Below are 19,591 nucleotides of genomic sequence, written 5' to 3' on the forward strand. Positions count from 1 at the left end.
GGGTCAGCGTCCTTTTGCGCGACGCGGTTCGGGCGCCTTGCAGATTCGATCGAGAAGGATGGCGAGGATGACGATGGCGAGCCCGGCCTCGAAGCCCATGCCGATATTGACGGTGTTGAGGGCGCGCACGACGGGCTTGCCCAGTCCATCAGCACCGACGAGAGCTGCGATCACGACCATCGATAGGCTCAACATGATGCATTGCGTGACGCCCGCCATGATGGTCGGTAAAGCGTGTGGCAGTTCGACCTTATAGAGAAGTTGGCGCTTGGTGGCGCCGAATGCGCTGCCAGCCTCATGCAGGGCGCTCGGTACGGCGGATATGCCGAGATAGGTGAGTCGGATGGGAGCCGGAAGGGCGAAGATGACCGTCGAGATCAAGCCCGGCACAGCGCCGAGACCGAAAAGCACGAGCGTGGGGATGAGATAGACGAAGGTCGGGATCGTTTGCATCAGATCGAGAAAAGGCCGAAGGGCCGTGTAGACCCAAGGGCGATGGGCTGCGACGACGCCGAGCGGAACGCCGATCAGCACGCAAACGAGGGTCGCGCAGAAGACGAGGGAAAGGGTCTGGATCGTCTCCGTCCAATAGCCGAGATTGACGATCAGAAGCAGGGAGAAAACGGCAAAAAGCGCCAGCCCGATCGAGCGGTGAAGCAGCCATGTGCCTGCGGCGACGAGCGCGATGAAGACGAGCGGAGGGATCAAGGACAGGCCTGCGGTCAGGCCGTCGATCAGCGCGCCTAGAACGAGCGAGATCGTGTCGAAAAAGCCCTGTGCGTGGCTTGTCAGGCCATTCACGAGGTCGCGAAGCCAGACCCCGAGGGGTATCTTATGATTGGTCAGCCAATCGAGCATACAGGATGATCCCTTGAGTCTCGGCTCGAAATGAAAGGCCGGCGCCCTGCGAAAGGCGAAGAGCGCCAGAGGGCCGGCAGGAGACTATAGACGGTGCGGCGGTGACCGCTGCGTCAGCGGCCCCGAGGGGTACACGAAAACAAAAAGAGCGCTCGGCCTGCTGGTCAGACCGAGCGACAGTTCTCAGATCATTTCGAAAGAGCGGCGGACACGGCAGCCTCTGCTGGCTTTCCGTCGAATGTCGTCACACCGTCGAGCCAAGGCTTCCAGGTCTCGGGATGGGCTGCGAGCCATTGTTTCGCGGCGGCCTCTGGCGCCTTTCCGTCATTCAGGATCGCGCCCATGATCTCGTTTTCCATCGGCAGCGAGAAGACGATATTCGAAAGCAGTTTGCCCACATTCGGACACTCGGTCGTATATCCCTTGCGAACTAGGGTATAGATCGTCGCGCCACCATAGTTGGGGCCGAATACATCGTCGCCGCCCGAAAGGTAGGAGATCTTGAAGTTCGAGTTCATGGGATGGGGCTCCCAACCCAGGAAGACCACGGGCTTCTCACCGCGCGTCTGACGCGCGACTTGGGACAGCATGCCTTGTTCGGAGGACTCCACCAGTTCGAACTTGCCGAGGCCGAACTTGTTGTCGGCGATCATCTTCAAGATTAGCCGGTTGCCGTCATTGCCAGGTTCGATGCCGTAGATCTTGCCACCGAGCTGGTCGTAGAACTTTCCGATATCGGCGAAGGATTTCAGGCCTTCATTGTAGAGATAGGTCGGTACGGCCAGCGTATATTTGGCGCCTTCCAGATTGACGCGCACCGTTTCGATAGACCCGTCCGTCTTGTAGGGCGCGAGATCGGCCTCCATGGTCGGCATCCAGTTGCCGAGAAAAACGTCGATATCCTTGTTCTTCATAGAGGCGAAGGTGACGGGCAAGGCCAGCACATCCGTCTTGGGCTTGTAACCCAAGGCCGATAGGAGAGTGGAAACCGAAGCCGTCGTCGAGGTGATGTCTGTCCATCCCACATCGGCGAAGCGAACTGCTTGGCAGCTCGCCGGATCTGCAGCGTGTGCCGGGGGTGCCGAAGCGGCCAGTGCTAAAACGAGGCCTGTCAGGGCGAGGTGGCGGGACATCATCATTCGGTATGCTCCTGATCATAGAGAGCCAAAGCTCTCGGGCGCAAAATACACGATGTCAGTCGCTGATCGGTGGAACAATCAACGGGTTTGAAGCCATTCCAAATGCGTTCCGTGGATCTGTCAAGACGTCTATTGAACAATCGTTCAATATTATGGAAGCCAGAGCATTCTTCGATGAAAGCTTGATCGTTCTGCTTCTGATTTGTGCGTTGCATGATGGATGCGAGCTTCAACTTTTGTAGGAAAACGTGTCGCTCCCGTCCTGCTGAGCTCGAATGCCTTGATTGAATGACCGATCAGTTTCTGCTATCGCCTCTCTACTCCCGGAGGTGAACGATGGCTCGCATGGACAGTGTTTCGCGATTCGGCGCAGAGGATCAGCGTCGTCGTCAACTCATCGAGGCGACGATCGACGCGCTCGCCGATGTCGGATTTGCCGCCTCCAGCCTGTCGGAAATCGCGGGCCGGGCCGGGGTCGCGCCCTCGCTCGTGTCGCACTATTTCGGTGACAAGGAAGGGCTGCTGGAATCCACCCTGCGCCATCTGGCCAACCGTGTTTCCAACAGCGCGCGGCTGCGGCTGGCGCGCGCGGACGGGCCGCGCGAACGCATTCAGGCCGTTATCGACGCCAATCTCGCTCCTGAAGAATTCGACGCGCGCACATGTTCGGTCTGGCTCGCCTTCTGGGGGCAGGTGCTGCACTCGGCACGGCTGAAGCGGGTTCAGCGTGTCTACCAAAAGCGCATGCTGTCCAATCTGCGGCATGAGCTCAAATTTCTCTGCAACGCGGACGACGCCAACAGGATCTCGATTGCCATAGCGGCCGTGATCGACGGGCTCTGGCTTCGCTCTACCTTATCGGACGTGGCGGAGACGGATAGTTTCTCAGCCCGCGCCATCGCGACGAGCTTTGCCGATCAGCAGATCGGCGCGGCGCGGCCCCGTGATTCGGGTGAGATGGTGCGTGCGCCCCGGCGCGCCGACGGCGTGCGCGTTCTGACGAGCCATGTCGGCGGCGACTATCTGCCGCTAGCGGCCGACGCCGAAACCTTTCCGACGCTCAATCCGGCGACGGGCGAGGTTCTGGCTGAAATCGCCATCGCCGGTGAAGCCGAGGTCGATCACGCCGTGGCCGTCGCCCGCGAGGCGCAACGGGCCTGGGGCGCGATGACGGGCGCCGAGCGGGGCCGCATTCTTCAGCGCGTGGCCATGCGCCTGCGCGAACGCAACGGCGAACTCGCCATGCTGGAGACGCGCGACACCGGCAAGCCGATTCAAGAAACACAGGCGGTCGATGTTCTTTCGGGCGCCGACTGTATCGAGTATTTCGCGGGGCTTGCCGCAAGTCTGGCGGGCGAGCATGTCGATCTCGGCCCCTCGGCGTTCGGTTATACGAGGCGCGAGCCGCTGGGCGTCGTGGCCGGAATCGGGGCGTGGAATTATCCGATCCAGATCGCTTGCTGGAAGGCCGCCCCCGCGCTCGCGGCCGGAAACAGCTTCATTTTCAAACCGGCCGAACTCACGCCACTGACCGCGCTGAAGCTTGCGGAAGTGATGACCGAGTGCGGCGTTCCCGCCGGGGTGTTCAACGTGGTGCAGGGGGATGGGCGCACTGGCCGTCTTCTCTCCCGCCATTCTGGTATCGCCAAGATTTCGCTGACCGGCGAAGTCGGTACCGGCAAGAAGGTGATGGCGGACGCGAGTTCCACCCTCAAGCAGGTGACGCTGGAGCTCGGCGGCAAGTCGCCGCTCATCGTATTCCCCGACGCCGATTTGGACGACGCGGTCGGCGGCGCGCTTCTCGCCAACTTCTATTCCGCTGGCGAGGTCTGCTCCAATGGCACCCGCGTCTTCGTGCACGAGGACGTGCGTGAGGCATTCCTCGCGAGGCTCGCCGAGCGCACGCGCGCTATGGTGGTGGGTGATCCCTGCGACCCCGCGACCCATGTCGGCGCGCTGATCTCGCAAGCGCATATGAGCAAAGTGCTGTCCTATATCGAGGAGGGGCAACGCGAGGGTGCGCGGCTCCTCGTAGGCGGCAACCGAGAGACGACGGGGGCGCTGGCCAGGGGCTGTTTCGTGCAGCCGACCATTTTCGACGCCTGCACCGACGATATGCGCATCGTACGCGAGGAAATCTTTGGTCCGGTCATGACCGTCCTGTCCTTTCGAGAAGAGGATGAGGTCATCTCCCGCGCCAACGACACTCCGTTCGGTCTGGCGGCAGGCGTCTTCACGCGCGATCTGGGACGCGCGCACCGCGTCGTGGCGAAGCTTCAAGCCGGCACGACCTGGATCAACACCTATAACATCACGCCGATCGAACTGCCCTTCGGCGGCGTCAAGCAGTCGGGTCTCGGGCGCGAGAACGGGCGAGCAGCGCTTCTCGCGCATACGGAAGTGAAGAGCGTCTACGTCAATCTCGGTTCTGTCGACGCACCCTATTGATCGGAGGACAAGCCATGTCTGTCGAAAGCTTCGATTATGTGATCGTGGGCGCCGGCTCGGCGGGCTGCGTTCTGGCCAACCGCCTGAGCGAGGATGGGAAGAGCACCGTTCTCCTGCTGGAGTTCGGCGGCTCGGATCGCTCGGTTCTGATCCAGATGCCGAGCGCGCTGTCGATCCCCATGAACATGAAGAAATACAATTGGGGCTACGAGTCCGAGCCCGAACCCTATCTCGGCGGACGGCGTATAAATTGCCCGCGCGGCAAGGTGCTAGGCGGCTCCTCCTCGATCAATGGCATGGTCTATGTGCGCGGTGCGCCGGCCGATTTCGATCGGTGGGAACGCGAAGGTGCGTCGGGCTGGAGCTACCCTGACGTTCTGCCCTATTTCCGCAAGGCCGAGCACCGGCGCGCTGGGGGCGATCCCTATCGCGGCGATGAGGGCGCGCTTCACACGACCTATGGCACGCTGGAAAATCCGCTCTATCAGGCCTTTGTCGCAGCTGCCGGAGAGGCCGGCCATGCACTGAATCAGGACATCAACGGCGCGACCCAGGAAGGTTTCGGCCGGATGGACATGACCGTCCACGAAGGGCGGCGCTGGTCCACCGCCAACGCCTATCTAAAGCCTGCGCTGGGCCGGCCGAACCTGAAGGTCGAAACCCACGCGCTGGTCGAGCGCGTGCTTTTCGACGGGCGCGTCGCTTCGGGCGTTGCGTACCGCGTGGGAGCCTCGGAACGGCGTGCGATGGCACGGCGCGAGGTGATTCTCTCGGCTGGCTCGATCAATTCACCCAAGCTCCTGAAACTCTCCGGCGTTGGACCAGCCGGCGAACTGCGCGATCTCGGGATCGATGTCGTGGCCGATCGGCCGGGCGTCGGCGAGAATCTTCAGGACCATCTGGAATTCTACTTCCAGGTGGCTTGCCGCGAACCGATCACCCTGTTCTCGGCTATGTCGCCCTTCGCCAAGGGGACGATCGGGGCGCGATGGCTGTTCACCAAAAAAGGGCTCGGCGCCACGAATCATTTCGAGAGCTGCGGCTTCATCCGATCCTCACCCAATGTCGAGCACGCCGATATCCAGTACCACTTCCTGCCGCTGGCCGTGACCTATGACGGGAGGGGGCTGGCATCCGAGCACGGCTTCCAGGCCCATGTCGGGCCGATGCGCTCCAAGTCTCGCGGCCATGTCCGACTGGCCTCACGCGATCCGGCCGAGGCGCCGCGCATCCTCTTCAACTATATGAGCCATCCCGATGACTGGGCGGAAATGCGCGCCTGCGTGCGACTGACTCGTCAGATTTTCGCGCAGCCAGCCTTCGATCGCTATCGCGGTCGCGAGATCCAGCCGGGCGAGGGCGTGCAGAGCGACGCGGAAATCGACGCCTTCATCACCCAGCATGTCGAAAGCGCCTATCACCCCTCCTGCACCTGCGCGATGGGAGCGCCGGACGCGACGATGAGTGTGGTCGATCCCCAGACGCGCGTCATCGGTGTCGACCGACTGCGCGTGGTGGATTCGTCGATCATGCCATCCATCACCACCGGCAATCTCAACGCACCGACCATCATGATCGGAGAGAAGGCGGCCGATATCATCCGCGATCGCGCGCCTCTGCCCCGTGCGGATGTGCCCTACGAGCGCGTGGCCTTCCTGCCCGCGCCCGCGCAAGGCGTCATGTAGCGCTGCTGTCTTTGACGGCGGGAAGGGCGCCAATAGCGCGCAAATGCCGGAGAATGGCGCGGGCCGCCATCTCCGGCTCGGGATCGACCAGCAATTCGCCCCCGGTGCTGGCCGCGATTTCGGTCGCCGCCTTCAAGCGATCGGCGGCGCTGCCGCCCGTGGCGGATGCCTTCACCTTTGCCCGCTGACGCATGGGGCGTTCCAATGGTCTGGGCGACGTGTCCAACTCAGCTTCGATGCTCCGAGTTTCGATCAGGCCTCGGCGTTCCTGCGCATAGGCGTAGGCGCGCGGTGGCGGGGCGGCTGGATGAAGCGTGAGGACGAGCGAACCTGTTTCCTTACAGATCAATCGCTCACCCTTCGGCAGGGCGGAGGCGACCTTGAACCCATCCGACATCCGCTCCACCGACACGGCATCGGCGAGGATCGGCCATCCCAAGGCGTCCGCAAGGCGATAGGGCACGAGACCTGTTTCATCCGCGCCGACGGATCGCGGACCCGCCAGGACGAGATCGGGCTGAAAGCGCTGGAGCTCGGCCACGAGGGGCAGTACGGGGTCGGCGGTCGGCTGGGTTCGCAGATGAACGAGACGGGGCAAGCCGTGCCCCAAGGCGCTCGCCGCCGCGACGCAATCCGGCCCGGCATGGAAACCCACGATATCGCCGCCGAGATCGAGCGCCATGGCCACGGCCTGAGCCTCGATGCGGGACAATGCCGGCCGCTGAGACACGGGATGGAGGCTGGCCGAAAGGAGGATCGCGATTTTCATGGCTGCTTCTCCTGAGCCAGGCGCAACAGCGCCTCCATCACGGGCTGCGCATCGGCGACGATGGCAAGTTCCGCCCGCTCCACCATGGCGGCGTGAAGGTCGGTGTTGACCGCGATCACATGCCGGCACCCGGCAATGCCTTGAAGGTGTTGGGGCGCGCCGGCGATCCCCAGCGCGAGGTAGCAATCGGCCGCCAGCACCGTTCCCGAAGCGCCGACCTGCGCCGCGCGGGGCATGTCGCCGCTATCGCAAACGACGCGGCTAGCGCCCGGCGTGCCGCCCAGCGCTGCCGCAACATTGCGAAACAGTTCGAAGTCCCGAATGCCATTGCCGGCGGAAACCACGAAATCGGAATCCGCCAGTGGCAGCGAGCCGCGCGCGGGCCGAACGCGTTCGACGGCGCGCTTCGCTTGAGGAAGATCGAGTGAAACAATGCGCCCCTCGCGCGGCGCGTCCGAGCGCAGCGGCACCATGTCGGGCGCGAGCGTGAGAATTTCGGGGCATTCCGCCTGTTCCTGATCGACCTTGCGCCCGCGCACCGGGCGCACGAGACCCCGCGCGCCGATCTGCTCCACGCCGGAAAACAGCGCCCATCCAAAACGCGCGGCCAGACGCCGGCCCAGATCGCCGCCGGCCGGCGTCTCTGGCAGCATCATATGTGCCAGCGGGATAGCGGTTCGCAGCGCCAGCGCGGTCTCGAAACGATCGGCCGGATGCGCCGATTCCGGGAGGATAACGATGCGGTCCGCCCCGGCTGATCCCGCGTCGTCCACCTCACGATCGACAGCGAGCACGACGCCGCCAGCGGCTCCCGCCGCGATGCGTGCCGACGCCAGCAACTGGCGATCCATCGGCGTCAGCGGACCTTTTCCGGGATCGGTGATAACGAGCACGCGCAGGGCCGCATCCTCGACCCGAACCACAGCAGGCTTGCTTTCAGGGATGGGCGCGGCTTGAGCAGCGCTTGCCGAGAGGAAGACATGCTGCGTGCGGTCGATACGCAGGCGCGGAGCAAGGCGCACGGCCTGGGACGCCGCCTCCTGCCTCGGATCGCGTCGGGGCCGGCCGCTGCGTTGCGTGAGATCGTAGCGAGGCCGTGCGCCAGAGGACGGCAGCAGGTGAACGGAGCGCTCAAGGCGCGGGTCGCGGCGAAGGCGCATCAGGCGAACTCCTTGGCATGGGCCGCCGCATTCGGCGTCCCCGCGTCCGTATCGAGCGCCCGCAGAACGAGTTCGGCAATGTCGAGGACATCCGGCCGCGCGCCGACCACGCCTTCCAGCATGGCGGTGCATTGCGGGCAGGCCACGGCGACGAGTTCGGCACCGGTTTCCTGTGCCTGGGCCATGCGCAGATCGGGGATGCGGCGCTCGCCGGCAATGTCCGTCACCGGCGCTCCGCCGCCGCCGCCGCAGCACATGGAGCGCTTGCCAGAGCGCGCCATCTCGCGGCGTTCCAGACCCAGCCGATCGAGAAGCCGGCGCGGCGCGTCCACCTCGCCGTTATAGCGGCCGAGATAGCAGGGGTCGTGATAGGTGACGGGTTCAGGGCCGAGCGCGCGCAGAGGCAAGCGCCCGGTCTCGGCCAGTTCGTCCAGAAAACCCGTGTGGTGCACCACGTCGTAGCGGCCGCCGAACGCGGAATATTCGTTGCGCAGGACATGCAGCGAATGCGGGTCGGCTGTCAAAATTCTGTTGAACCGGTATTGCGACAGGGTCTGGACGTTCGATCGCGCTAAACGTTGAAAACTGGCTTCGTCGCCCAGCCGGCGCGCGAGATCGCCGCAGTCGCGCTCTTCCGCTCCAAGAATGGCGAAATCGATTTTGGCCGCACGCAGAAGTTCAACCAGAGCCCGCAGTGTGCGGCCCGTGCGCAGATCGAAGGCATTGGTCCCGAGCCAGAGGAGCACGTCCGCTTCGCCCTTGTCCCGCATCAGCGGAACGGGCAGACCGGCGGCGAAATCGCCGCGCGCGCTGAGCGGCGCGCCACTCGGCTCATCCGCGCCGCGCAGTTCGGTCAAAACCGCTTCGGCCTTGGCTGGAACCGCGCCGCGCTCCAGCGTCTCGAAGCGGCGCAGATCGACGATGGCGTCCACGTGCTCGATCATCATCGGGCATTCCTCCACGCAGGCGCGGCAGGTCGTGCAGCTCCAGAGCGTATCGGGATGGATCATAGCGCCTTCGCTGATGATGGATCGATGCAGGCCGCTGACGCCCGCCACCGGGCGGGCCTGCGGATAGTCGCTGCCGGCATAGGCGGGATTGCCGCCCGGCGTGCTGGCTGCGGCCAAATCCTGGATCAGGCGCTTGGGGTTCAGCGGTTGGCCGGCGGAGAAGGCCGGGCAGGCGGCCTCGCACCGGCCGCATTGGATGCAGGCGTCGAAGGCCAGCAGGCGGTTCCAGGCGAAATCAGCGGGCTCTTCCGTACCGAGCTTCGGGGCGTCCAAATTCAACGGGCGAAGCGCCGTTTCGCGCTGTCCTTCGAAACGGCCCGGCCGAGGGTGTGCTGCCAAATGCAGCGCGCCCGTCAGCGCATGGCGCATGGGCCCTTTACCGGTTTGCCAGGCAAGGCCCAAGCCGCCGCCCAGCGCCAGCGCCGCACCCAAAATCGAAACGGCAGCGGGCCCGTTCAACGCGAGGCTGAGAGACAGGATCGCCCCGCCGAGCGCATAGGCCAAAAGCAGAAACGGCAAAATCTGGAACGCCCCACCTGACAGCCGCTTGGGCTTTACAGGATAACGCCGGGCACCGACGGCGAGCGTGCCCGCGAGCATTGCCAGAAACAGGAGTGTCACGACGCCCCAGAAGAGGCGGGATGCGCCGAGCGGTGGAAGGAGACCAAGCAGCGCCAGACCGGATGCGCCGATCAGGCCGCCGGCTACCGCCGCGTGCATCCGAGCCGCATAGGGATCGCGTGCCACGACATGATGAACGTCAACGAGATAGCGCCGTGGCACGGCGGCGAGCCCTTTGGCCCAATCGACCGGGGCGGGCGCGCCCGCGCGCCAGATGGCGATGCGCGGGGCCATGCGGACGGCCGCAAGAGCGATCATCGCAAGAACCAGAAGCGGCAGAACCCAGCTCATCCTACGCTCCGTGTCTCAAACCCGGTGCTAAGCCGGGCATGGTTAGAGGTCCTTGCAGAGACGAAGCGCGTCGTAGATCGCGGCGTGGATGTTGCGGCCCGCGACCGCATCTCCAAGACGGAAGAGCTGGAAGCCGTCCCCGTCCTTGGGTTGCGGGCGACCTTCCACCAGGGCTTCCTGATCGATCTGCCCATGGTTCACCGATTTCGCCTTGAGGTCGAAATAGAGGCCGTCCACCGGCAGCGTGCCGTAATCCACGACGACCCGGTCCACTACGCGCTCTTCCTCGGCATCCGTGTGCGTGTTGCGGAGCGCGGCGACAAGACGATTGCCCTCGGGATAGATTTCGATCAGCTCCACATTGGGCGTCATCATCACGCCGAGCTTGTAAAGCTCGCGAATGTGGATCGGCTGGTTGGTGGTGCCGATTTCCTCGCCGATCATCCGGTCATGCGTGGCGATCTCCACGAGGCAACCGCGCTTGGCCATGAACTCGGCTGTGGACGAGGCATTGTGCTGCCCCTGCTCGTCATAGAGGAGGATCGAGCCGGTCGGTTCGACCTTGCCGGACAAGACATCCCAAGTCGAGATCGCAAATTCATGCGCCCCCTTGGCATGGCCGAGGTTCGGCAGACCTCCCGTCGCAACGATCACGACATCCGGGTTTTCGGCCAGAACCGCCGCCTCGCTCGCCTCCGCGCCGAGCCGGATATCGACGCCGAGCTTGGTGACCTGGCCCTGTAACCAGCGCGGAATGCCCGACAGCGCCTCGCGCCATGTGCCCTTGGCCGCGACGTTGATCTGCCCGCCGAGGCTCGGCTGCTTCTCGAACAGGACGACGCGGTGCCCGCGCTCGGCCGAGACGCGCGCCGCCTCCAACCCCGCCGGTCCGCCGCCGATCACGACGATCGTCTTGCGCGGGCCGTCCGTCCTCGCGATGACATGCGGCATCTTCGCTTCGCGGCCGGTCGCCGCGTTCTGGATGCAGAGCGCATCCCCGCCGACATAGATCCGGTCGATGCAATAGCCCGCGCCGACGCATTGGCGAATATCGTCCGCGCGCCCCTCCTGAAGCTTTTTGACGAGATGCGGGTCGGCGATATGGGCGCGCGTCATGGCGACCATATCGACATGTCCCTCATGCACCGCGCGCGCGGCGGTCGCCAGATCGGTGACGCGCTGCGCGTGGAAGACGGGCACGTCCACCTCGCGCTTGATGGCGCTCGGCAGAAACAGGAAGGGCGCGACCGGAAAGCTCATGTTGGGCAGCGAGATCGCATGGGCGATATGATCGCGCGCCTGCCCGCCGATGATGTTGAGGAAGTCCACGAGACCCCGGCGGGAATATTCCGTCGCGATGGTCAGAAGGTCTTCGTGCGTCAGGCCGTCCGCAACCATCTCGTCGCCGGACATGCGAATACCGATCAGGAAATCCTCGCCCGCCGCCTCGCGCATGGCCTCCAGCACCTCGATGCCGAAGCGCATCCGGTTCTGGAGCGAGCCGCCATATTCGTCGGTGCGTTGGTTGACGGAGGGCGACCAGAACTGATCCACAAGGTGGCCATGGGCGGCCGAAATCTCGCAACCATCGAGCTGGCCTTCGCGCGCGCGGCGCGCGGCCTCGGCAAAGCCCCGCACGACGCGTTGGATGTCCTCCTTCTCCATCTCCTTCGGGACCGAGCGCGAGGCCGGTTCGCGCCGCACCGAAGGCGCGATGGTCGGCATCCAATTGTCGGTATTGTCCTTGGTGCGACGGCCCATATGGGTCAGCTGAATCATCAGCTTGGCGCCGTGGCGATGAACCCGATCGGCGAAGGACTGGAAATGCGGGACGACGCTGTCGTCGGTCAGCGAAATCTGCGCCCAGGGCGTCGCCGGGCTGTCGATCGCGACCGAGGACGAGCCGCCGAACATAGTCAGGCCGATGCCGCCCTTGGCCTTTTCCTCGTGGTAGAGCTGGTAGCGCTCCTGCGGCTTCCCATCCTGACCATAGCCCGGCGCGTGGCTGGTCGACATGACCCGGTTGCGAAAGGTCACGCCGCGAATGGTGAGGGGTTTCAGCAGCGCTTCGGCATGGGCGATCATGACAGGCTCTCCGCAAGCGGAACGGAAGGAACGGGGCGGATAGGGGCATGGGCACGGGTCGCAACCCGCTCGGCGCGGGGCGCGTGGCCGAAGCGGCGGCGATAGGCGGCCGAGAAATGCGCCGAGGAAACGAAACCGGACGCGACGCCGACGGCAGTGACCGCAAGGTCGGATTGGCGCAACAGCTCGCGGGCATGGTCGAGCCGGAGCGCCATGGAGAATTCGGCTGGACCCATGCCGGTATGCTGGCGGAACAGCCGTTCCAACTGGCGAGGCGAAAGCCCGACGCGAGCGGAGACCGCCGCGACGGTGAGCGGCGCACCGATCGTCTTGGCCATCAAGGCCCCAGCCTGTTCCAGGGCAGGATGGCGCAGACCTTTGGAGCGAAGCGGCGCATGCTGCGGCTCGGCCCCGCCGCGCAAGCGATCCATGACGAACTGCTCCGACATGCGTTCGGCCACGTTGCGCCCCAGCCGCGCTTCGATGAACGCGCCCATCATGTCGATCGGCGCTGACCCGCCCGTGCAGGTGAAGCGGTCCCGGTCGATGACGAAGAGATCGTCCACGAAGTCCACGCCCTGAAATTCTTCCCGGATGGCGCCGAGATTTTCCCAGTGAATGGCGCAGCGATAGCCATCGAGAAGTCCGGCTTCGGCCAAGGCAAAGCTGCCGGTGCAGAGCGATCCGAGGCTGACCTTGCGGCGCGCGAGGCGACGTAGCGCTTCGCGTGTCGTCCGGTCGATCGCCCGCCTGATATCGATGCCCCCGCACACGAACAGAATGTCGAGAGGGGCTGCCTTGTCGAGCGCTGTGGTCGGCGTCAGGGTCAGGCCGCCGGAGGCTCTGGCCGGCGCGCCGTCCAGCGTGAGAACCTGCCACGAATAGATTTCCGTTCCGGCCACGTAATTGGCCATCCGGCACGCTTCGATCGCCGCCGAGACGGCGATCAGCGAATAATTGGGCAGCGTCAGAAAGCCGAACCGCGTGAGATCGGCCAGCGGGAGAGCCCCGGCGCTCATGATCCTACCGCTCGATGACGACGTCGGAGCGAGGCTTGGCGCAGCAGATAAGGATCTGCCCCGCGTCGATCTCGCGCTGGCGGATGCCGCCCTGATGCGTCATCTCGACCTCGCCCGACACTTTCTTCGACTTGCAGGTGCCGCAGAGCCCCTTGGTGCAGGACGAGGGAAGGCGCAGGCCCGCGCGCTTGGCGGCTTCGAGGATCGGCATGTCCTCCGGGCATTCCACCACGCGCTTGGTCTTGGCGAATTCGATCCGAAAGGTGCGCGCCGCTGGAGCCATCTCCTCGGCGGCCGTTTCGACCTCGGCTTTCTCGCCGGGCGAAAGCTCTTCGAAATTGAAGCTTTCCTCGTGATAGCGCGCCATGTCGAAGCCCGCGCCTTGCAGCATGGCGCGAACGGCGTTCATGAAGGGCGAGGGGCCGCAGACGAAGACTTCCCGCTCGCGGAAATCCGGCGCGACGGCTTCCAGCATTCCGGCGGACAGACGCCCGCGCAGGCCCGGCCAGCTTCGCCCCGGCGCGTCGCTCTCGCAGACATGCGCGACGCGGATCGAGCGATTGCGCCGGCTCATCATGGCCAGCTCGTCCTCGAACACGATGTCGGCTGGCGTGCGGGCGGCGTGGAGAAAGACCGTGTCGCGGATTTCGGCCAGATCATAGGCCGCGCGGGTCATGGACATCATCGGCGTGACGCCGCTGCCGCCCGAGATCAGGAGATATTTGCCGGACGCCGACACATGGCGCGCCCAGGAAAACTCGCCCATCGGCCCTGTCGCCTTCAGCGTCATGCCGGGCTTGAAATGATCATGCAGCCAGTTCGAGACCGGACCGTTCGGCACGCGCTTCACCGTGATGGAGCAGGTGTCGGGGCGGGTCGGGGAGGCCGAGATCGTGTAGCAGCGGTAGATGGTCTCGCCGTCGATCTCGAACTCGAAGGTGAGAAACTGGCCGGGGTCGAAGACGAAGCGGCGGCGGGTGCGCGGGGCGAAGACGAAGGTCTTCACATCGTGCGTTTCCTCGCGCACCGCGCGGCAGACGAGGATGTCGTCCTCTTCGGGGTCCCAGAGATGGAAGCCGGTGGGCGCGGGAGCGGTGGCCTGATCCATGGCGGCCTCTCAGAGCGACGGAGAGGTCGTGTCGAAATGCGCGCGCATCCGGCCGATATACCAATTGCAGAATTTCTCGACGAGCATCTCGGTGTGGGGCGAGTAGGGGCCGGGCTCGTAGGCCGCCGTGCGCGCGCCGGACTGGCAGAAGCCGACCAGCTCGGAGTCCTGCGCGTTGGTCGACATCCAGACGCTGATGAGATTCTCGAGGTCGTAATCGACGCCTTCCACCGCGTCCTTATGGACCAGCCATTTGGTGCGCAGGAGCGAGCGCTCGGCATCCAGTGGGATCACCGAGAAGGTGACGGCATGATCGCCCATGAAGTGATGCCAGGAATTGGGCTGCGTCCAGAAATGTAGCCCGCCCATCTTCGCGCTGGGGAAGCGTCCCATCGGAATGCGGCAGGCGGCCTTGGTGTCCATCGTGTGGGACTCGCCGTCGCCGTCGAGCGGCAGGCGCTCTGTGCGATAGCCCGTCACCATGTCATCGAGATGCTCCAGCATCCGGCTGGGAATGCCTTCGTTTTCCCATGCCCGATGGCTGTCGGTCACGAGGCAGCCGTAGCGCGCGGCCTGCTCGCGTTCGGCTTCATCGAGCTCTTCCGGCGCGAAGCCGAAGCCATAGGCAAACAGCGGCACCGTCAATTCGGGATGGTTGGCCCCGCAATGGTAGCACTCGCGGTTGTTCTCCATCGTGAGCTTCCAATTGCCCGGCTCGATCAGATCGTGCTGATAGGCAATCTTGGCCTCGCGAATGTTATGCGGCGCTATATAGGGGCCCATCGCCGCCGCCATCTCGTCGAAATCGGCCGGCGGCTCCTCCGCAAGGCAGATGAAGATCAGGCCTTCGAGCGAGCGGACATGAACCGGCTTCAGCCCGTGGCATTTGCGATCGAATCCTTCGCCCATATGCTCGGCGTGAATCAGTGCGCCCGAGAGGTCGTAGGTCCAGGAATGGTAGCGGCAGACGAGATTGCCGACCGTCGTCTTCTCGTCATGCACGAGGCGCGCGCCGCGATGGCGGCAGACATTGTGGAAGGCGCGGATCTCGTTATCGTCGTCACGCACGATAAGGATCGCATTCGCCCCGATGTCCACGGTCATCGCATCGCCGGGCTCCGGCACATCGGGCTCGACGCCGACGAAGATCCAGGTCTGCTCGAAAATCGCTTCCAGATCGGCCGCGAAAATCTCGGGGCTGGTATAGAACGGCGCTTCCAGCGAATAGTTCGGCCGGCGTCGACGGATCAGCGACAGGAGCGGCGTGGTGGTGCGGTCGAGCATTGACGGTTCCCCGTGAGAGGGTGGCGACATCACTCAGTCTGGAACCATTCCGAAGTCATAACTTCCATGTTTGCGACACAAACTGTCAAAAACGCGACATGCTCGAACATAGTCACATCGCTAATTCTTTGTGCAATGCGAAGGGCTTAGCAGTTGCGAGGGGCTCGAAATGCAAGCGGCGCCGGCCCTAAGGCCAGAGCCGCCGAATGGAGCGTGATATTTCGCCTGTCAGTCGTAGGAGCGAGCTGCTTCGATGAGATAGCCGAGCGTGTAATTGGCGAAGGATCGCCAGACGTCGATCTGGAATTCCTCCGCACCGATTCGCTGCAGGATGATCTCCGTCTTGGCCAGAACCGTGCGGGTCGCCATGCCGACCGGGAAAGCGCGCAGGTCGAGATCGAGGGGGCAGCCGGAGGCGAGGACGCTGGCGGCTTTCGGACCCGTCAGTGCGAAGCCGAGCGAGCGATGGCTGACCTCGACCATCGAATGTGGAATACCCGCCAGCGCGGCCTGGACCTCGGTGACGATCGCGCCGGCCTGATCGTAAGGCGCGACGAGCAGCCATTCGTCCGGCCCGAGCCACAGGGCGCGCCGATCCGCTCCCTCGTTGAAGCGGCAGGCCTCCCGCGGCAGGGCGAGGCCGAAGCTTTCCTCTACGCGGGCGAAGCCATGGTCCTGGCGCAGGCGGAGCGCGAAGCGGGCGCGCGGGCCGAGGCTCTCGATTCGGACGGGCGAACCGGGGCCGCCGAAAGGCAGGGCGATCGGCGCGGGGCCGGGGGAAATCGCGGCGTCAAGCATTGAGGCGCTCATTCGCTTTGTCGTGGAACACGGGATCGACGATGGTCGCGGCGATACGCCCGCCCGGCATCGGAATATCGACCGTCTCGCCGATCCGGGCGCGACCGTTGCGCACGAGAGCGATCGCGATGGAGCGGCCAAGCGTTTCGGAGCGATAGGACGAGGTGACATGGCCGAGCGCGGGGATGGAGGCGGGAGCGGCGGGATCAGTCACGTGATTCACGACCTGCGCGCCTTCTTCCAAAACCGTCTGCGGCTCCAGCGTCAGAAGGCCCACCATCTGCTTGCGACCGGATGCCGAGAGGGCGGGACGCGCCAGAGAGCGCATGCCGACGAAATCATGCTTCTTCTTCGCAACCGCCCAGGTGAGGCCGACATCGTCGGGGACGGCCGTGCCGTCCGTTTCCTGGCCGACAATGATGTAGCCCTTTTCGGCGCGCAGAACGTGCATCGTTTCCGTGCCGTAGGGCGTGATCGCGAAGCTCTGGCCCGCCTGATGAACGGCTTCCCAGACCTTGCGCCCTTCGCTGGCCGGCACGTTGATTTCGAAGCCGAGTTCGCCGGTGAAGGACACGCGCCAGAGCCGCATCGGCACGCCGGCGATCCGCCCTTCGCGCCAGGTCATATGCGGCATGGCCTCTTTGGAAAGATCGACCCCGTCCACCAGCGGCTCGATTACCCGCCGCGCATCCGGCCCCTGTACGGCGATGACGGCCCATTCCTCGGTGGTCGAGGTCAGCCAGACATCAAGATGCGGCCATTCGGTCTGGAGATAATCTTCCATATGGTTGAGAACGCGCGGCGCGCCGCCCGTTGTCGTCGTGATGTGGAAGCGGTCTTCCGCGATGCGGGCGATCACGCCGTCATCCATCACGAACCCGTCCTCACGCAGCATGACGCCATAGCGCAGGCTGCCGACGGCGAGTTTCTTGAACGGGTTGGTGTAGAGCCGGTCCACGAACTCGGCGGCATCCGGTCCGACGACCTCGATCTTGCCGAGCGTGGAGGCATCGAACATGCCGACCGACGTGCGCACGGCGCGGCATTCGCGGGCCACCGCCGCATGAATGTCCTCCCCCCCGCGCGGGAAGAAATGCGCGCGCTTCCAGATGCCGACATCCTCGAATTTCGCGCCATGCTCCACCGCCCAGCCGTGGATCGGCGTGGTGCGCACGGGGTCGAAAAGCGGCCCGCGCGCGATACCGGCGAAATTCCCGAAGGTCGTGGGCGAATAGGGTGGGCGGAAGGTGGTGAGGCCGATCGCGGTTTCCGGCCGCTTCAGTTCCTTCGACACGATGGCGAGCGCGTTGATGTTGGACAGGCGCCCTTGGTCGGTCGCCATGCCCGTCGTCGTGTAGCGCTTCACATGCTCGATGGAGCGGAAGCCTTCCTGCGTCGCGAGGCGAACGTCCTTCGCCGTCACGTCGTTCTGGAAGTCCACGAAAGCCTTTACCTTGCGCAGATCGCCCGCATGGAAAGTCGCGCCCCGGAACGCGCCATGGCCGACCGGCATCTCCTCGACCCTATAGGGGGAGGCGCCACCGCCGCCCGCCGCGTGCCCGTCCGCCAGCGCGCCGGCCAGATCGAACACGCCCCGGCAGGCGCCGGCCGAGCGTTCCTGCTCGACCGATTCGGCCGGGATATAGGCTTCGATCGTCTCGTCCCAACGCATCTTGCCGCGCGACTGCGAGAAGAGCGAAATGGTCGGCGTGAAGCCGCCCGACATCAGAAGGCAATCGCATTCCAGCGTTTCGCCCGTCTGCTGACCCTCGCGAACCAGGGTCGCGGAGCGGATGCGAAGACGGCCCGAGGTCGCCGAAACGGCGGTGCCAGGATGGATAGCGATGCCGGCTTCGCGCGCCTTCTGCACATAAGGCCCATCGGGCGCGGCGCGCAGATCGGCGATGGCGGCGATGGTGACGCCGCGTGCCTTGAGGTCGAGCGCCGCGCGATAGGCGCTGTCGCCCGCTGTGACAATGACGGCGCGGTGGCCGGGCAGGACGCCGTAGCGCACCGCATATTGACGCGCGGCCTCGGCCATGATCACGCCCGGCCGGTCATTGCCGGGGAAGACGAGCGGGCGCTCGATGGAGCCCGTGGCGAAGACGACGCGGCCGGCGCGCACCTGCCACATGCGCTCGCGCGGCAGATGGCCGGGCGGGTTCGCCAGATGTTCGGTCACCCGCTCGGCGAGGCCCAGCAGATTGTGCGGGTAGAAGCCGAAGGCCGTGGTGCGCGGCAGAAGCGTCACATTCGGGCGCGAGCGCAGCTCATGCAGCATGTGCATAGCCTGGATCGGCGCGGTGTGCCCGTCCACCACCGCCTCACTCTCGTGCAGAAGCGAGCCGCCCATTTCGCTCTGCTCGTCGCATAGGATCACACGCTGCGACGGGTCTTCGGATGCTGCCAGCGCGGCGGCAAGGCCCGCCGGGCCGGAGCCGACCACGAGCACTTCGCAATGGGCGAAGATCTGCGCGTAGCGATCGGGGTCGGGCAGGGTCGGGGAATGGCCGAGACCGGCCGCGCGGCGGATGATCGGCTCGTAAAGCTTCTCCCAGGCCGAGCGCGGCCACATGAAGGTCTTGTAGTAGAAGCCGGCCGAGAAGAACTTGCCGAGAATGTCGTTCGCCGCGCCGACGTCGAAATTCAGCGACGGCCAACGGTTCTGGCTCAGCGCGTTCAAGCCGGAATAAAGCTCCACTTGCGTCGCGCGCAGGTTGGGCGCGACCCGCGCCGCGTCACGGCGGATATCGACCAGCGCGTTCGGCTCTTCCGAGCCCGCCGTGACGATGCCGCGCGGGCGATGATATTTGAACGAGCGGCCGACGAGATGGACGCCGTTGGCAAGCAGCGCCGAGGCCAGCGTGTCGCCCTGATAGCCGCGATAGCTCTGCCCGTCGAAGGTGAAGCCGAGCGAGGCCGTGCGGTCGATCCGGCCGCCGGAGGAGGTGCGAAAACGGTTCATCGAGCAACCTCCCCGGACCATGTGCCGACATTGTCTCCGCTGAGCGCCGGGCGATGCTCTTCGACGCCGTCCGGTCGGGGCTCGCCGATCTTGTAGGTCGTCACGAAGAAGTCGGTTCTCGTATCGCGCACGGCGTTGAAGAAGCGCGCGCAGCCATGGATATGGCGCCAGCGCTCGGCATGAAGCCCGCGCGGGTTGGAGCGTGTGTAGAGGAAGGCGCCCCAATCGTCCGCACCCACGTCCGACGGCGTTTCCGCGCGCATCACATGCGCTTCGCCAGCGTAGCGGAATTCGAGTTCGGGGCGGGGGCCGCAATAGGGGCAGGTGATCAGAAGCATTGGTCGGCCTCGC

The 19,591-nt window shown here is 65.0% G+C and carries 14 protein-coding genes; 2 read left to right on the forward strand and 12 right to left on the reverse strand.

From position 1 onward, the window contains the following. Nucleotides 1-3: 3 nt before the first annotated feature. On the reverse strand, nt 4-858 hold the full coding sequence (gene choW / locus NS365_RS11705; RefSeq protein WP_058600471.1) for a choline ABC transporter permease subunit: 855 nt from the start codon (nt 856-858) through the stop codon (nt 4-6). A gap of 188 nt (nt 859-1,046) precedes the next feature. Continuing rightward, entirely contained in the window at nt 1,047-1,994 is a 948-nt protein-coding gene (locus NS365_RS11710; protein WP_430515420.1) for a choline ABC transporter substrate-binding protein, read from the reverse strand. Between the two features lie 348 nt (nt 1,995-2,342). Between NS365_RS11710 and betB the strand changes: the two genes are divergently transcribed. Both betB and betA read left to right on the forward strand, forming a co-directional pair. Continuing rightward, nucleotides 2,343-4,445, forward strand: a complete 2,103-nt coding sequence (gene betB / locus NS365_RS11715) for a betaine-aldehyde dehydrogenase (RefSeq protein WP_244498433.1) — start codon at nt 2,343-2,345, stop codon at nt 4,443-4,445. 14 nt (nt 4,446-4,459) lie between these two features. Further along, the gene (betA, locus tag NS365_RS11720) at nt 4,460-6,130 is read left to right on the forward strand and encodes a choline dehydrogenase (protein ID WP_058600474.1); all 1,671 of its coding nucleotides are present in this window, start codon (nt 4,460-4,462) and stop codon (nt 6,128-6,130) included. Here the strand turns inward: betA and NS365_RS11725 are convergent. From NS365_RS11725 to NS365_RS11770, 10 genes are all read right to left on the reverse strand, one after another. Beyond that, nucleotides 6,123-6,899 (reverse strand): hypothetical protein, encoded by a 777-nt coding sequence (locus NS365_RS11725; RefSeq protein ID WP_058600475.1) that lies wholly within the window; start codon nt 6,897-6,899, stop codon nt 6,123-6,125. The genes betA and NS365_RS11725 overlap by 8 nt on opposite strands. Next, nucleotides 6,896-8,059 carry an FAD-binding protein gene (locus tag NS365_RS11730; RefSeq protein ID WP_082684566.1) on the reverse strand — a complete coding sequence of 388 codons (1,164 nt, stop codon included), beginning with the start codon at nt 8,057-8,059 and terminating at the stop codon, nt 6,896-6,898. Before NS365_RS11730 ends, NS365_RS11725 begins: the two co-directional genes overlap by 4 nt. Further along, on the reverse strand, nt 8,059-9,981 hold the full coding sequence (locus NS365_RS11735) for a (Fe-S)-binding protein (RefSeq protein WP_058600476.1): 1,923 nt from the start codon (nt 9,979-9,981) through the stop codon (nt 8,059-8,061). The genes NS365_RS11730 and NS365_RS11735 overlap by 1 nt, the downstream gene beginning before the upstream one ends. A gap of 42 nt (nt 9,982-10,023) precedes the next feature. Then, nucleotides 10,024-12,066, reverse strand: a complete 2,043-nt coding sequence (locus NS365_RS11740) for an NADH:flavin oxidoreductase (protein ID WP_058600477.1) — start codon at nt 12,064-12,066, stop codon at nt 10,024-10,026. Then, nucleotides 12,063-13,085, reverse strand: coding sequence for a GlxA family transcriptional regulator (locus NS365_RS11745; protein WP_058600478.1), 1,023 nt, complete (start codon nt 13,083-13,085; stop codon nt 12,063-12,065). Before NS365_RS11745 ends, NS365_RS11740 begins: the two co-directional genes overlap by 4 nt. A 4-nt stretch (nt 13,086-13,089) precedes the next feature. After that, on the reverse strand, nt 13,090-14,193 hold the full coding sequence (locus tag NS365_RS11750) for a hybrid-cluster NAD(P)-dependent oxidoreductase (RefSeq protein ID WP_058600479.1): 1,104 nt from the start codon (nt 14,191-14,193) through the stop codon (nt 13,090-13,092). Nucleotides 14,194-14,202: 9 nt separating this feature from the next. After that, a complete protein-coding gene (locus tag NS365_RS11755; RefSeq protein ID WP_058600480.1) occupies nt 14,203-15,477 on the reverse strand; it encodes an aromatic ring-hydroxylating oxygenase subunit alpha in 1,275 nt (424 codons plus the stop codon). 228 nt (nt 15,478-15,705) lie between these two features. Then, the gene (locus tag NS365_RS11760; protein WP_082684567.1) at nt 15,706-16,275 is read right to left on the reverse strand and encodes a sarcosine oxidase subunit gamma; all 570 of its coding nucleotides are present in this window, start codon (nt 16,273-16,275) and stop codon (nt 15,706-15,708) included. Continuing rightward, nucleotides 16,268-19,240, reverse strand: a complete 2,973-nt coding sequence (locus tag NS365_RS11765) for a sarcosine oxidase subunit alpha family protein (RefSeq protein ID WP_058600481.1) — start codon at nt 19,238-19,240, stop codon at nt 16,268-16,270. Before NS365_RS11765 ends, NS365_RS11760 begins: the two co-directional genes overlap by 8 nt. After that, on the reverse strand, nt 19,237-19,578 hold the full coding sequence (locus NS365_RS11770; RefSeq protein ID WP_058600482.1) for a sarcosine oxidase subunit delta: 342 nt from the start codon (nt 19,576-19,578) through the stop codon (nt 19,237-19,239). Before NS365_RS11770 ends, NS365_RS11765 begins: the two co-directional genes overlap by 4 nt. Nucleotides 19,579-19,591 lie beyond the last annotated feature (13 nt).

Origin of the sequence: Aureimonas ureilytica (assembly GCF_001475935.1) — a bacterium.
GTDB lineage: Bacteria > Pseudomonadota > Alphaproteobacteria > Rhizobiales > Rhizobiaceae > Aureimonas > Aureimonas ureilytica_A.